This is a genomic window from Streptomyces sp. NPDC007808 (assembly GCF_042868655.1).
GTDB lineage: Bacteria > Actinomycetota > Actinomycetes > Streptomycetales > Streptomycetaceae > Streptomyces.
Genome location: NZ_JBIAEQ010000003.1, coordinates 278,680 through 293,146 on the forward strand (window position 1 = coordinate 278,680; position 14,467 = coordinate 293,146).

General features: G+C 70.8%; 12 protein-coding genes. 4 read left to right on the forward strand and 8 right to left on the reverse strand.

What is annotated here, in order from left to right; genetic code table 11:
- Positions 1 to 30: 30 nt before the first annotated feature.
- The 4 genes from ACFYNL_RS13040 to ACFYNL_RS13055 all read right to left on the reverse strand — a co-directional run bounded on the left by ACFYNL_RS13040 (position 31) and on the right by ACFYNL_RS13055 (position 2,694).
- Positions 31 to 249, reverse strand: a complete 219-nt coding sequence (locus ACFYNL_RS13040; RefSeq protein ID WP_388801262.1) for an EF-hand domain-containing protein — start codon at positions 247 to 249, stop codon at positions 31 to 33.
- 185 nt (positions 250 to 434) lie between these two features.
- Entirely contained in the window at positions 435 to 1,619 is a 1,185-nt protein-coding gene (locus ACFYNL_RS13045) for a YncE family protein (RefSeq protein WP_388801265.1), read from the reverse strand.
- Between the two features lie 123 nt (positions 1,620 to 1,742).
- Entirely contained in the window at positions 1,743 to 2,219 is a 477-nt protein-coding gene (locus ACFYNL_RS13050) for a DUF488 family protein (protein WP_388802681.1), read from the reverse strand.
- Between the two features lie 79 nt (positions 2,220 to 2,298).
- Complete coding sequence (locus tag ACFYNL_RS13055) at positions 2,299 to 2,694, reverse strand: RidA family protein (RefSeq protein WP_388802684.1); 396 nt, start codon at positions 2,692 to 2,694, stop codon at positions 2,299 to 2,301.
- Positions 2,695 to 2,828: 134 nt separating this feature from the next.
- On the opposite strand from ACFYNL_RS13055, the gene ACFYNL_RS13060 reads away from it, so the two are divergent.
- Positions 2,829 to 3,800, forward strand: coding sequence for a helix-turn-helix transcriptional regulator (locus tag ACFYNL_RS13060; protein WP_388801268.1), 972 nt, complete (start codon positions 2,829 to 2,831; stop codon positions 3,798 to 3,800).
- Between the two features lie 31 nt (positions 3,801 to 3,831).
- Here ACFYNL_RS13060 and ACFYNL_RS13065 read toward each other — a convergent pair whose 3' ends face one another.
- From ACFYNL_RS13065 to ACFYNL_RS13080, 4 genes are all read right to left on the reverse strand, one after another.
- Positions 3,832 to 4,335 (reverse strand): ATP-binding protein, encoded by a 504-nt coding sequence (locus ACFYNL_RS13065; protein WP_388801271.1) that lies wholly within the window; start codon positions 4,333 to 4,335, stop codon positions 3,832 to 3,834.
- Between the two features lie 319 nt (positions 4,336 to 4,654).
- Positions 4,655 to 5,422 (reverse strand): enoyl-CoA hydratase/isomerase family protein, encoded by a 768-nt coding sequence (locus ACFYNL_RS13070; protein WP_388801274.1) that lies wholly within the window; start codon positions 5,420 to 5,422, stop codon positions 4,655 to 4,657.
- A 92-nt stretch (positions 5,423 to 5,514) separates the two neighbouring features.
- Positions 5,515 to 6,747 (reverse strand): Ig-like domain-containing protein, encoded by a 1,233-nt coding sequence (locus ACFYNL_RS13075; protein WP_388801277.1) that lies wholly within the window; start codon positions 6,745 to 6,747, stop codon positions 5,515 to 5,517.
- A gap of 170 nt (positions 6,748 to 6,917) precedes the next feature.
- Positions 6,918 to 8,165 (reverse strand): Ig-like domain-containing protein, encoded by a 1,248-nt coding sequence (locus ACFYNL_RS13080; protein WP_388801280.1) that lies wholly within the window; start codon positions 8,163 to 8,165, stop codon positions 6,918 to 6,920.
- Positions 8,166 to 8,321: 156 nt separating this feature from the next.
- On the opposite strand from ACFYNL_RS13080, the gene glgX reads away from it, so the two are divergent.
- The 3 genes from glgX (at position 8,322) to ACFYNL_RS13095 (ending at position 14,452) form a co-directional block, all read left to right on the forward strand.
- Positions 8,322 to 10,577, forward strand: coding sequence for a glycogen debranching protein GlgX (gene glgX / locus ACFYNL_RS13085; protein WP_388801283.1), 2,256 nt, complete (start codon positions 8,322 to 8,324; stop codon positions 10,575 to 10,577).
- 204 nt (positions 10,578 to 10,781) lie between these two features.
- Complete coding sequence (locus ACFYNL_RS13090; RefSeq protein WP_388801286.1) at positions 10,782 to 12,602, forward strand: ABC transporter ATP-binding protein; 1,821 nt, start codon at positions 10,782 to 10,784, stop codon at positions 12,600 to 12,602.
- Positions 12,599 to 14,452 (forward strand): ABC transporter ATP-binding protein, encoded by a 1,854-nt coding sequence (locus ACFYNL_RS13095; RefSeq protein WP_388801289.1) that lies wholly within the window; start codon positions 12,599 to 12,601, stop codon positions 14,450 to 14,452. The genes ACFYNL_RS13090 and ACFYNL_RS13095 overlap by 4 nt, the downstream gene beginning before the upstream one ends.
- Positions 14,453 to 14,467: the final 15 nt, after the last annotated feature.

Here is a 14,467-nt window from a genome sequence, read left to right on the forward strand (position 1 = left end):
AGGCGGTGGCCGGGCGCCCCTGCGCGGGCGTCACTTGTTCAGGAAGGTCCAGAACTCGTCGAACGACAGGAGCTTGTCGCCGTTCAGGTCACGGCTCTTGATGATCGCCTCGGCGACCGCCTCGGTGACGTTCCAGTCGCCGCCCTGAGCCAGGGCGGTCTTGAACTCGGCGGCGGTGATGGTGCCGTCCCCGTCCGCATCGATGCGCTCGAACTGCCTACGTGCTTCCTCGATGTCGATGTTCGCCACCGGTCCGCCCCTCTACTCGCGTCTGCTCGCGTCTGTCGTGTGGTGCTGGCTTGCTGCCGCAGGTCAGATTAACCGCCCGCCCGCGCGCCGGCCGCGGCGGCCACCCGGGCGGGGCGGAGTCACGGAGCACGAAGGAACGATGGTGGCACGGGCCCTGCGGCTGCTGCTGCGCAACCACCCCTGCGCTAACGGAAGATGCCGGTGTGCCCCAGGGAGTACCGGCCCGGCTGCGGGTACACGGCGAGGCCGTGGGGGCCGCTGCCGACCGGGATGCGGGCGAGTTGCTCACCGGTACGGGTGTCGATGGCGTACACCTCGGCGTCGTACCGTCCCGACAGCCACAGCACCTTGCCGTCGGCGGAGACACCGCCCATGTCGGGGCTGCCGCCCTCGGGGAGGTGCCACTTCTTGGTGAGCCTGTTCTTGGTGAAGTCGAAGACGGAGACGCTGCCCTCGCCCCGGTTGGAGACGTACATCTCGCGCGAGTCGCGGCTGACGTAGAGGCCGTGGCAGCCCTTGCCGGTGGGCAGCAGCGTCGGCTTGTCGAACTTGTCGCCGTCCAGCACCCACATGCCGTGGGCCATCATGTCGGCGATGTAGAACCGCTTGCCGTCCGGTGACACCTTGACGTCCTGGGGCATGGCCCCCTCGAACGGCAGCTTCTGCTGCCCGACCACCTTCATCTTCTGTGTGTCGACCTTGAGCAGTTCCCCGCTGAACTCGCAGGAGACGATGAAGTACCGGCCGTCGAGGGAGAAGTCGGCGTGGTTGACGCCGTAGCAGGTGACCGGCTCGGTCTTGACCCGCTTCATGGTGTGGGGGTCGCGGAAGACCAGTTCGCGGTCCAGGGAGGCCATGACGACGGCGTACTTGCCGTGGGGGGTGAAGTAGAGGTTGTACGGGTCGTGGACCTTCACCTCCTTGCCCGCCTTGCCGGTCTTCGGGTCGATGGGGGTGAGGGTGTGGCCGCGGTTGTTGTTGACCCACAGGGTCTTCAGGTCCCAGGACGGCACGACGTGCTGGGGCTGACGGCCGACGGGAATGGTCTCGATGATCTTGTACGTCTTCGGGTCGATGACGGAGACGGTGTCCGACTCGGTGTTGGGGACGTAGACACGGGACGGGAAGTCCTTGACGACCGGGGAGAGCTTGTTCGGGCGGTCGGCGGCGTAGACGTCCTTGGGGTCGAGGACGGGCGGCATGCCGGGCAGTGCGTCCACGGGCCGCTGCTTCGCGGGGGCGGGGACGGCGGCCCGGGTGCCGTCGCGGGACTCGGCGGCCCGGCTCCCGCCCGTGGCGGACTCGGTGCCACAGGCGGCGAGCGCGAGAAGGCCGACGCCGGCGAGGAGGGTGCGGTGGGTCAGGTTCACCGGACCATTTAATGAGCACGGTGCCGAAAAGCGCATGATTCACCCGAAGGGTGGATATATACGGGTCGCCGAGTCACAGCCGGTACGCAGCGGTTCGGCGCCGGCCCGACGTGCCACCGCCCCTCACCCCGGGCGCAGGTGCTCGATCGTGACCCGGTGCCGCTCGGTCAGTCGCCGGGCGATCAGCGAGCGGTGGCAGGCCTGCGGGTCGCGCTCCACGCAGAACAGCGCCGCCGTCCCCACCCGCGACAGCGCCGACACGATCGGCGTGAGGTCGGCGCGGTCGAGGATCTCGGTGGTGTAGCGGCGGGTGTACTCGGGGGCGAGTTCACGGCGCGTGCGCTTGCCGACCCCTCGGCGGTCGTCCTCGGCGTACTGCAGCAGGCGCAGTTCGGTGGTGGGGGCGAGCTCGGGGTGGTGCTCGTAGGCGATGCCGGCCCGGGCGAGGGCGGTCTGCAGTCGGCGTGAGTTCGCCCAGGCGTACTCGGGTCCCCGGACCCCGCGGCGCTGACGTACGTCGAGCAGGAGGCGGACGTCCGCGTGCCGCAGGCTCGTCAGGAAGGTCTCGGCGTCGAAGCCGTAGACGCCGATCGTCACCATGGTGAGCACCCGAGTCACCCTCCCGCCTGCTGCTCGTGCCGGTTCGACCGGCACGAGCGGCTCGGGCGGCGAGGTCGCGTCACGCGACGGCCGTCCCTTCGAGCTCGACCATCTGACCGGGGACGGCCAGCCGTGTCACCCCGAGCATCGTGGTGGCCGGCGCCACCCCGGCGGCGACCAGGCGCGATGCCAGTACGCCGTAGTGCGGGAACAGCAGATCGACGTCGGTGGTGTAGACGTTGAGGCGGACGAGGTTCGCGAGGGACATGCCGGCCGCGCCGAGCACGCCCTCCAGGTTGTCGAGGCTGAGCGCCAGCTGTGCTGCCATGTCACCGTCGTGCAGGGGCCTGCCGTCGTCGCTCATCGCGGTCTGTCCGGAGCAGTACAGCGTCCGGGTGTGCCCAAAGACGAGCTCACCCTGGTTGAATCCCAGCTCCGCCGACCAGGTCACCGGGTTGACCGCCGTTCGTTCCACTGCCACATCAGCTCCGTTCGCATCATCGCAAGGACGTACGCCGTCGGCGCGGCAACCGCGCTCGCCGACGTCGTGCTCACGACCCTTCCAACAAAGCACGACACCCTTCGTCATGTATTCGATAGGGTTTTCGCATGCGCGCCGATCGGCTGGTCTCGCTGGTGCTGCTGCTGCGTCAGCGCGGTCGACTGACCGCGACCACGCTGGCCCGCGAGCTGGAGGTGTCCACTCGTACCGTGCTGCGCGACATCGAGGCGCTGTCCGCGGCCGGCGTCCCGGTCTACGCCGAACGCGGCCGACACGGCGGGTTCGCGTTGCTGCCCACCTTCCGGACCGAGCTCACCGGACTGAACCACGACGAGGCCCTCGCCCTGCTGGCCGCCCAAGCGGGGCGTGGCGAGCGGGCGTTCGGCCTCGGCTCGGCGCTCGCCTCGGCCATGCGCAAGGTGGTCGACGCGTTGCCCGAAGGGCATCGGGCCACCGCGAGCGACGCGGCCCGGCGCGTTCTCGTCGAGCCGGAGACCGATCTGCTCTCACGCCGGTCGGTCACCGAGGAGGTGCCCGCCACGACGATGGCCGAGATACGGCGCGCGGTGTTCGCCGGACGCCGACTGCGCATCCACTACGCCGCCACGGACCAGCCACCGCGATGGCGCACGGTGGACCCCGTCGGCCTGGTGACCGTGCGCGACCGGAGCTATCTGCTGGCCACGAGATCGGGTGCGGACCGTACCTACCGGCTGTCTCGGGTGCTGGCCGCCGAGGAGCTCCCCGAGCCGGCCCAGCGGCCGGACACGGTGGATCTGGACCGGATCTGGCGGGAACGCTGCGCGCGGTTCCTGTCCAGCGGCCATATCGCCGTGCTGGTCCGGGTCGAGCCGCAGCGGCGTGAGGACCTGCTGAGCACGGCGGTGACCGTCCGCACCGCAAAGCCCGAGGCGGACGGCCGGCTGCGGCTGGAGGCGACGTTCCAGGATCTGCGGCACGCCGAGTGGGCGCTGTGGCAGCTCGGTACGGACGCGGAGGCCCTGGCGCCGGCCTCGTTGCGCACCCGTCTGCGCGACCGCGCGGCCGCGCTCGCCACCCGCTACGCGGACGCGCCCTGAGAGCGGCTCAGACGCGCCCCGCACCGCATGTCTATCGGTCGGCCACCCGCATCTCGAACCATGTGGTCTTGCCGCGCGGCAGCAGGTCGACGCCCCAGCGGTCGGAGAGCTTGTCCACCAGGAACAGGCCCCGGCCGCTGACGTCCATCTCCTGAACCGGCATCAGGCAGGGCAGTCCGCGGGACGGATCGCGAACCTCGACGCGGATCCAGCCGCGGCGGCGGCGCATACGCAGTCCGAAGACACGGGCGCCGGTGTGGCGGACGGCGTTGCCGACGAGTTCCGAGACGAGCAGGACCGCGTCCTCGGTCATCTTCGGACCCAGACCCCACTGGCGGAGCACGATCACCTGGGCCAGCCGGCGCGCCGTTGCGGCGGACTCGGGACGGGACGGGAGCGGAACCTCCGCCTCCGTCGGATTACCGAACAGCTCCAGTGCCTTGGAAGCAGCTTCGTCCTCGGCCGCCGGCGACCAGCGTGCCGTGGTCGCACGGCCGTGTCCCCGCGGCTGTTCGATACCCTCCAGCCCCGCCATGCCCCCATCATGGCCGCCGACGGCGCCCCGCGTGGCCGTTCCCGTGGAATACACCCCCCGGAATCCGGCATTCCACACCTCTCCGACGGCATATGACATAGGCAGTTCAGAGCCCGCCACAGCCTGTCCGACCTGCGGCGAAGGGTCTGCTGGAGGCAATCGACGGGCTCCCTCGACAAGGCACGCTTAAGGCTGCCTTAAGGCTGCCATAAACCGCCCCATCGAGGGACCCGGATCAGACACTCCGTCAATTGCAAGTGGTTCTACGGAGTTTCACATCAGACGTTTCCCGGGCGATCATCCGGCCTCGGCCGGACGTTCAGAGGAACTTCGCCTTGCCCGGCCCTTCTTCGACGAAGCTGCGCATCCCGCGCTCGCGGTCCTCGGTCGCGAACAGGCCCGCGAACCAGTTCCGTTCGACCGCGAGACCGGTCTCGATGTCCGTCTCCAGACCCATGTCGATCGACTCTTTCGCCGCGCGCAGCGCGAGCGCCGGGCCCTGCGCCAGTTTCGCCGCCCAGGCGTGCGCCTCGGCGTACACCTGGTCCGCCGCCACGACCCGGTCCACCAGGCCCAACTCCCGGGCCTCCGCCGCCTTCACCATGCGGCCGGTGAAGATCAGGTCCTTCGCCTTCGAGGGGCCCACGAGGCGGGCCAGCCGCTGGGTGCCGCCCGCGCCGGGGATGAGGCCGAGCAGGATCTCCGGCTGGCCCAGCTTGGCGTTGTCCGCGGCGATCCGGAAGTCCGCGCACAGCGCCAGCTCGCAGCCGCCGCCGAGCGCGTACCCCGTCACGGCCGCGACGACCGGCTTGGGGATCCGGGCCACCGCCGTGAACGACTCCTGCAGGGCCCGTGCGCGCAGGACCATGGCCGTGTGGTCCATGGCCTGCATCTCCTTGATGTCCGCGCCCGCCGCGAACACCTTCTCCCCGCCGTAGATCACCACGGCCCGTACGTCGTCACGCCGGCCCGCCTCCTCGGCCAGCTCCTTGAGCCTGTCCTGGGTGGCGACGTCCAGCGCGTTCATGGGCGGGCGGTCGAGACGCAGGGTGCCGACGCCCTCGGCGACTTCGAGATTCACGGTCATGCGAGCAGGTTAACGTCGACTAACGGGGACGGCCCCGGTGCCGTACCTCACACCGAGGCGGACATCCGGGGCCGTGCGCCGAGAGGACCTGGTCAGGCCTTCCACTTCTCCCACGACATGTTCCAGCCGTTCAGGCCGTTGTCCGGAGCCACCGTCGCGTCCTGGGAGTTCTTCACGACCACGACGTCGCCGATCATCGAGTGGTTGAAGAACCACGCCGCCGGGGCGTTCTTGTCCCACGCGCCCTTCACGTCGCGCAGGCCGACGCAGCCGTGGCTGACGTTGCGGTTGCCGAAGGCGTCGCCGCCCCAGTAGTTGCCGTGGACGAAGGTGCCCGAGTCGGTCAGGCGGATGGCGTGCGGCACGTCCTTGATGTCGTACTCGCCCTCGTAGCCGACCGTGTCGCCGTTCATACGGGTCTGGACGAACTTCTCGGTCATGACCATCTGGCCGTTCCAGGTCTCGTACCCGGGTGCGCCGGTGGTGACGGGAATGGTCCTGACGACCTTGCCGTCCTGCATGACCTTCATCTTCTTGGTCTTCACGTCGACGACCGAGACCTGGTCGCGGCCGATGGTGAAGGAGACCTTCTTGTCCTGCTCGCCGTAGACCCCGGATCGGCCCTCGACGCCGTCGAGGTTGAGGTCGACGGTGACCTTGGTGCCTTCCTTCCAGTACTTCTCGGGCCGGAAGTCCAGACGGTCGTTGCCGAACCAGTGGCCCGCCACCTCGACGGCCGGCTCGGTCTTGATGGTGATCGCCTTCTCGACGTCCTCGGGGTTGGTGATGCCCCGGCTGAACCGGATCGAGAACGGCATCCCGACGCCGACCTCGGATCCGTCCTCCGGTGTGAAACGGCCGAGGAAGGTGTCCTTCGGGGTCAGCGTGGTGAAGTCGGCCTCCTCGGTGGCCTTTGCGCCCTCGGCGTCCTCGGCGACCGCGTGCACCGTGTACTTCGTGGCGGCGGCCAGGTGCGTGGACGGCGTCCAGCTGGCGCCGTCGCCGGATATCTTTCCGGCTATCGCGTTGCCCTTGGCGTCCTTGACCTCGACGGCCGTCAGTCTGCCCTTGTCGGCGGTGACCTTCAGCGCTCCGCTGGTCCCGACGGACTCGGCGCCGTCCTTCGGGGCTATCGTCACGACCGCCCGCGACTCCTTGGCCCGGGCCGCACCGGAGTCCTCGCCCTTGCCGTCGCCGGTCCCCGAGCCCGATCCGCCGCTCCCACCGCACGCGGTGACCGTGAGCAGCAGTACCCCCGCCAGTGCCGCCATCCCCTTGCGCCTGCGCGCATCAACCGACGCCCCCGATATCGGCCGCACGTTCAAAGTCGTTCTCCCCTCCCCGGGCCCCCAGGACCCGCTCCCCCGCGCGCCTACCGCGCGCTCCGGCGCATATTAACCACAAGGCCAGGGGCGTCGGCGCCGCGCGATTGTCACCATTCCGTTCCAACATCGGCAGATAGCCGGTTGGTCGAGCAACACACCCCCGTGTCCGGTTACTTCACCGCACTCCCCGCCTTCCACTCCTTCCAGCCCATATTCCAGCCTCCGAGGCCATTGTCGGGAGCGACCTTTTTGTCGTTGCTGTGGACGACCTCGACGACGTCCCCGACGAGGCTGCGGTCGAAGAACCAGCCCGCGGGCGTCTCGGAGCCGCCGCCCTTGACGTCCCTGAGTCCCACGCACCCGTGGCTGACGTTGCTGCGGCCGAAGACCGAGGCGTCCGCCCAGTAGTTGCCGTGCAGGAAGGTGCCGGAGTCGGTCAGGCGCATGGCGTGCGGGACGTCCGGGATGTCGTACTCGCCCTTGCCGTTCTTCTTCTTGAAGCCGACCGTGGCACCGTTCATGCGGGTCAGTTCGAGCATCTCGGTGACCACCATCTTGCCGTTGTAGGTGGTCGTCCTCGGGGCGCCGGCCGTGATGGGAACGCTGGTGAGCAGCTCGCCGTCGCGCCGTACCTCCATGGTGTGCTTCGCGGCGTCGACGAGGGAGACCTGGTGGCGACCCACGGTGAAGGAGAACGTCTTGTACTGGAGCCCGTACACCCCGGGCGCCCCTTCGACGTCCCGCAGGCGCAGGGCGACGGTGACCCGGGTGCCGGGCTTCCAGTAGCGCTCGGGGCGGAAGTCGAGGCGGGCCCTGCCGAACCAGTGCGGGCGGATCTCCACGGCTGGCTCGGCGGTGACCTGGACGGCGCGTTCGACCTCGGCCCGGTTCTCGATCTGCCGGTTGAACTCCAGGGAGACGATCATCCCGGTGCCGACGGTGGCGCGGTTCTCCGGGGTGACGTATCCGATGAAGCGCTCCTCGGGGACGTACGTGGTGAAGGTCGTGTGCCGGGCGCTGCGCCGCCCGTGGCCGTCGACGGCCACCGCGTCGACCGTGTACCTGGCGGCCAGCGCCAGGCCGGTGTCCCGGGGTTCCCAGCGCAGGCCGTCCTCGGAGATGCGGCCGGGCACCTCGGACTCCTGGGCGTCCTGGGACCTGACGACCTTCACCGACTCCAGGCGCCCGCTGAGCACACGGACACCGAGCCGGTCGCCGGGGCGTACGCCTTTGGTGTTGTCGTCCGGCGTGACCCGGATGACGTCCTCGGGCGCGGGCGGTTTGCCGAGCATCCGGTCGATGCCGCCCCGGCCGGTGTCCGAGGTGCAGCCGGCCGCCCCGGCCAGCAGGCCGGCCCATGTCAGTACGGCGGCCAACACGGCCCCCGCGCGCCGCGCGCGCCCTTGTACGTGCCTCACGAAGACCCCAACGACCGGGGTGGCCCTGGGGAAACGTGAGTGCGAGGCACCCGGTGGGCAGAACAGTGGGGAGGACGACGCGAGGGGAGCCGCGGACCGGGACTCCGTGGGCTCCTTCCCCGTTCGTGTGGTCCCTGAGCCGTGGGAGGCCGACAGGTGTCGAGCGCAGCCGAGCAGGAGGCGGTGGCCCAGGGGGTCGCCGCTGAGGAGGTGCGCCCGGCCTCGGTGGTGAACGGGGCGCGGCGCAAGGTGCCCGCGGTGCCCGTGTGGCCGGGCACGCCGGTGCCGCTCGGCGCCCGCTTCCGGGTCGGGCCGGACGGGGTGGCGGGCACCAACTTCGCGCTGTGGGCGGGCGGGGCGGAGGCGGTCGAGCTGTGCCTGTTCGACGAACACGGCAAGGAGACGCGCGCCAAGCTGACCGAACTGACGCACGAGATCTGGCATGGCTTCGTGCCGGGTGTGATGCCGGGCCAGCGCTACGGCTACCGGGTGCACGGCCGCTGGGACCCGTGGACCGGTGCCCGCTGGAACCCGGCGAAGCTGCTCCTGGATCCGTACGCGCGGGCGGTGGACGGCGACTTCAGCCTGCCGCCGGAGGTGTACGGCCATGTCCGGGACTGGCCGCAGCAGCATGTCGCCGACACCGTGCGCGACGAGCGGGACTCGGCGCCGTACGTCCCGAAGGGCGTGGTCGTCCACGACGAGGCGCCCGACGACGAGTGGATGGACGACCGCCGGCCGAAGACGCCGTGGGCGGACTCCGTGATCTACGAGGTGCATGTGCGGGGCTTCACCAGGCTGCACCCCCAGATCCCGGAGGAGCTGCGCGGCACGTACGCCGGTCTGGCCCATCCGGCGGCGATCGAGCACCTGGTGAAGCTGGGCGTGACGGCGGTGGAACTGCTGCCGGTGCACCAGTTCGCGCACGAGGACCATCTGCTCCGCAAGGGGCTGCGCAACTACTGGGGCTACAACTCCATCGGCTACTTCGCGCCGCACGCCGCGTACGCCGCCACCGGTACGACCGGCCAGCAGGTCGGCGAGTTCAAGCAGATGGTCCGCGCGCTGCACGCGGCCGGGATCGAGGTCATCCTCGACGTCGTCTACAACCACACGGCGGAGGCGGGCGAGTTGGGCCCGATGCTGTCGTTGAAGGGCATCGACAACCGGGGGTACTACCGGTTGCAGTCGGACCCGCGCCGGTACGCGGACTACACGGGCTGCGGAAACACCCTGCACGTCGTCCAGCCGCACGTGCTGCGGCTCATCACGGACTCGCTGCGGTACTGGGTGACGGAGATGGGGGTGGACGGCTTCCGTTTCGACCTGGCGGCGGCGCTGGCGCGCTCGATGCACGACGTCGACATGCTGTCCCCGTTTCTCGCCGTCATCGCCCAGGACCCGGTGCTGCGGCGGGTGAAGCTGATCGCCGAGCCCTGGGACGTGGGCTCGGGCGGCTACCAGGTGGGCGCCTTCCCGCCGCTGTGGACGGAGTGGAACGACCGCTACCGCAACGCCGTACGGGACTACTGGCGAGGCGCGCTGCCGGACGTACGGGACCTGGGGTACCGCCTGTCGGGGTCCAGCGACCTGTACGCGTGGGGCGGGCGACGGCCGTACGCCTCGGTCAACTTCGTGACCGCGCACGACGGTTTCACCCTGCGGGACCTGGTCTCCTACGAGCGCAAGCACAACGAGGCCAACGGCGAGGGCAACCGGGACGGCACGGACGACAACCGGTCCTGGAACTGCGGTGCCGAGGGCGAGACGGACGACGAGCGGGTACGGGCGCTGCGGCGGCGGCAGCTGCGGAACCTGCTGACGACCCTGCTGCTGTCGACGGGGGTGCCGATGCTGGTCGCCGGTGACGAGCTGGGGCGGACCCAGCGCGGCAACAACAACGCCTACTGCCAGGACAACGAGATCAGCTGGCTGGACTGGGGACTGCTGCAGGACCCGGCCTGGAGGGCCCTGTTCGACCTGACGTCCCGGCTGATCGAGCTGCGGCACCGGCATCCCGTGCTGCGGCGGCGGGCGTTCTTCTCCGGGCGGGCGCACTCGGCCGACGGGCTGCGGGACCTGGCCTGGTTCACCGTGCGGGGCACGGAGATGACGGAACGGGACTGGTACGCGCCCGCCGCCACCCTGGGCATGTATCTGTCCGGACGGGACATCCCGGGGCGGGACGAGCGGGGGGCGCCGATCGTCGACGACAGCTTCCTGGCGGTGCTGCACGCGGGCGACCGGCCGGTGAGCTTCGTGCTGCCCGGTCCGCCGTGGGCGCGGCGGTACGAGGTGGTCGTCGACACCTCGCGCGAGGAGCAGCGGGAAGCGCCGGGCGTGGAGCATCGGGCGGGGACGGAGATCACGGTGCCGGCGCGGGCCGTGCTGCTGCTTCGCGCGCACGGCTGAGGCGGCTCGGCCCGAGCACCGGGTCGGTGGCCGGGTCGGTGGCGAGCGCCGCCCGGGCGGCGCGGCCCGCGTCGAGCACGCGCGTACGGCCCCGTCCGCCGGGACGGCCTTCGCACGCCTCCCAGGTCGTAGGACCAACGACCGAACCCGGACGGGCCGAAACTCAGTGGGCAGTGTCAGTGGCGATCCGTACGCTCGCCACTGATGGTGACGACACGTGCAACCGCCGACGACAGCCCTGACCGGGCCGACCGTTCCGCCGTACGCACGCTGCTGCGGCTGTGGCCGTATGTGCGGCCCGTGCGGCTGCGGCTGTTCACCGCCGCGTTCGTGGCGGTCGTCGCCTCCTGTCTGGCCCTGGTCATTCCGCTCGTCCTGAAGTGGATGGTGGACGGGCCCGTGGCCGACCGGGACCCGGCCGGGGTGTGGCTGGGCGCGCTGTACCTCCTGCTGCTCGGGATCGCGGAGGCGTTGCTGTTCGGGCTGCGCCGGTGGCTGGTCGCGCGGCCGCTGGCAGGGGTCGAGGCGTCGATGCGGGCGGATCTGTACCGGCATCTCCAGCGGCTGCCGGTGGCGTTCCACGACCGGTGGGCGTCGGGACAGCTGCTGTCGCGGGGCACGACCGATCTGATGCTGCTGCGGATGTTCCTCGCCTTTCCGTTGACGTTCCTGCTGGTCAACGGCGTCACGATCCTCGTCGGCGTGATCATCATGCTGCTCCAGGACTGGACGCTCGGGCTGGTCATCCTGGTCCCGGCCGTGCCCGTGCTGATCACCTGCGTGATCTTCGAGAGGCGGTACGCCTCCGTGGCGCGCCGCGCGCAGGACCAGGTCGGCGACCTGACGACGGTCGTCGAGGAGAGCGTGCTGGGCATCAGGATCATCAAGGGGTTCGGGCGGCACCGCAGCCAGGCGAGGGCCTTTCGGGAGCTGTCGCGGACGTTGCGCGGCACGGAGCTGCACAAGGCGCGGCTGCTGGCGACGATCTGGGGCGTCATCGTGACGCTGCCGGAACTGGCCATCGGGGCGGCGCTGGTGCTGGGGACCGTGCAGGTGGCGGACGGGGAGCTGTCGGCGGGGACGCTGGTGGCGTTCTTGTCGACCGCGCTCGCTCTTCGGTGGCCGGTGGACTCCATCGGATTCCTGCTGGCGATGAGCCAGGAGGCGGCGACGGCCACGGAGCGGTACTTCGAGGTGATGGACGCGGTGCCGGAGAGGCAGGAGGTCGAGCGGCCCGCCGTCCGCGGCGACGACTCGACGGCGCCCGCGGACCGCACGGACCTCGGACTCCGGTTCCACGACGTGCGGTTCCGCTACCCCGACGCCCCGGAGGGCTCCCCGCCCGTCCTCGACCGCATCGACCTCCACATCCGGCCCGGTGAGTCCATGGCCCTGGTCGGAGCGACGGGCAGCGGCAAGACGACGCTCACGGCCCTCGTCCCCCGTCTCCACGAGGTGACGTCCGGCCGGATCACGCTCGACGGGCGGGACATCTCCGCGATGCCCAGGCATGAGCTGCGCGAGCTCGTGGCCGTCGCCTTCGAGGAACCCACGCTCTTCTCGGCCAGCGTGGCCGACAACGTCCTCATGGGCGCCGGGGACGCGGCCGGCGAGCCCGAGCTGCGGCGGGCGCTCGCGGTGGCGCAGGCCGACTTCGCGCACTCCCTGCCGCACGGCACCGGGACACAGGTCGGCGAGCAGGGCCTCAGTCTCTCCGGCGGGCAGCGGCAGCGGCTGGCGCTCGCCCGGGCGGTCGTCGGGCGTCCCCGTTTCCTCGTGCTGGACGACCCCCTGTCGGCTCTGGACGTCCACACCGAGGCCGCAGTCGAGGCCGCCCTGCGGGACGTGCTCGCGCAGACCACCGCCCTGATCGTCGCCCACAGACCCTCCACCGTGCTGCTCGCGGACCGGGTCGCCCTGCTCTCCGGCGGGCGGATCGCCGCCGTCGGAACCCATCACGAGCTGCTGCGCACCAACCCCGAGTACGCCCACCTCATGGCCGGGACCGAGGAGGCCGACCGATGACGGCGACGACCGCCACCGCACCGGGCAGGGAACAGCCGGCCGAGGAGCCCCGCAAGCCGGACGACCCCTTCGACCGCGACGTCCTGCCCACCCCGCCGGGTGCCACCTCGGCGCTCCTGCGCTCCCTGCTCGCCCCGATGAAGGCCCGCGTCACCGCGACCACGCTCCTGCTGCTGCTCCAGCAGGCGGCCGTGCAGGCGGGCCCGCTGCTGGTGGCGTACGCCATCGACTCGGCCGTACCGGCGTTCCGGCGCGACGACCTCGGGCCGCTGATCGCGGTCGCCGTCGGCTATCTGCTGTGCGCCCTCGCCTCCGGCGGGCTCCAGTACGCGTTCATCCGGCTCTCCGCCCGCGTCAACCAGGACGTGCTGCTCGACCTGCGCGGCCGTATCTTCCGTCATGCCCAGGCGCTGAGCCTGGACTTCCACGAGCGCTACACGTCCGGGCGGCTGATCTCCCGTTCCACCACCGACGTGGAGTCCCTGCGCGAGCTGCTCGACGAGGGCCTGCAGGAACTCGTCACCGTCATCCTGTCCTTCGTCTACATCTCGGCGATGCTGCTCTGGCTGGACCTCGGCCTGGGCGCGGTCGCCGTGGCCTCCCTGGTGCCGCTGTACCTGCTCGTACGGTCCTACCGGCGGCGTGCCGCGCGCGTGTACACCCTGCGGTCCACCGCGATCGCCGCGGTGATCGTGAAGTTCGTGGAGACGATGAACGGCATCCGGCCGGTGCGCGCGTTCCGGCGCGAGGCCGTCAACGACGCCGACTTCCGGGTCCTCAACTCCCGCCACGAGCGCACGAACGGCGACGCCCTGCTGGAGATGGCCCGGTACGTCACCGGCTCCCGGATCGTCGCCAACACGGCCGTGGCGGGGATCGTGCTGTGGGGCGCCTACCGGGTCGCGGGCGGCACGCTGGCCCTCGGTGTGCTCGCGGCGGCCGTGCTGTACCTGCGGCGGCTGTACGACCCGATCGATCGGCTCGGCATGTTCCTGAACTCCTACCAGTCGGCGGCCGCCTCCCTGGAGAAGATCGCCGGGCTGCTCGCCCAGACGCCGTCCGTGCCCGAGCCGCAGACGCCCGTCCAGCTCCCGGACCTGGCGTCGGAGCACCCCGGCCGCGAGGTCGTCTTCGACGGTGTCCGGTTCGCCTACCGCACCGGCGGCGAGGTCCTGCCCCGCTTCGACCTCACCCTCCCGGCCGGCCAGACGGTCGCGGTCGTCGGCTCCACCGGCGCCGGAAAGTCGACGCTGGCCAAGCTGCTCGCCCGCTTCTACGACCCCTCCGAGGGCCGGGTCCTGCTGGACGGCGTCGACCTGCGCGAGCTGGCCGTGCCCGAGCTGCGGCGCGGGGTGGTGATGGTGACGCAGGAGGCGTTCCTGTTCTCCGGCACGGTCGCCGAGAACATCGCCATCGGCCGGCCCGACGCCACCCGCGAGGAGATCGAGCGGGCCGCGAAGGCCATCGGCGCCCACGACTTCATCAGCTCGCTGCCCGACGGCTACGACACCGACGTACGCAAGCGGGGTGGGCGCATCTCGGCCGGTCAGCGTCAACTGGTGGCCTTTGCGCGGGCGTTGCTCGCCGACCCGGCCGTGCTGATCCTCGACGAGGCGACCAGCTCGCTCGACATTCCCGGCGAGCGGGCGGTGCAGCGCGCGATGTCGACGGTGCTGCACGGCCGTACGGCCGTCGTCATCGCGCACCGGCTGTCCACGGTCGAGATCGCGGACCGGGTACTGGTCATGGAGCACGGGAAGATCGTCGAGGACGGTACGCCGGCCGAACTCGTCGCGGGCACGGGCAGGTTCGCGGATCTGCACCGGGCGTGGCGGGACAGCCTGGCGTGAAGGTTCAGGGGGGCG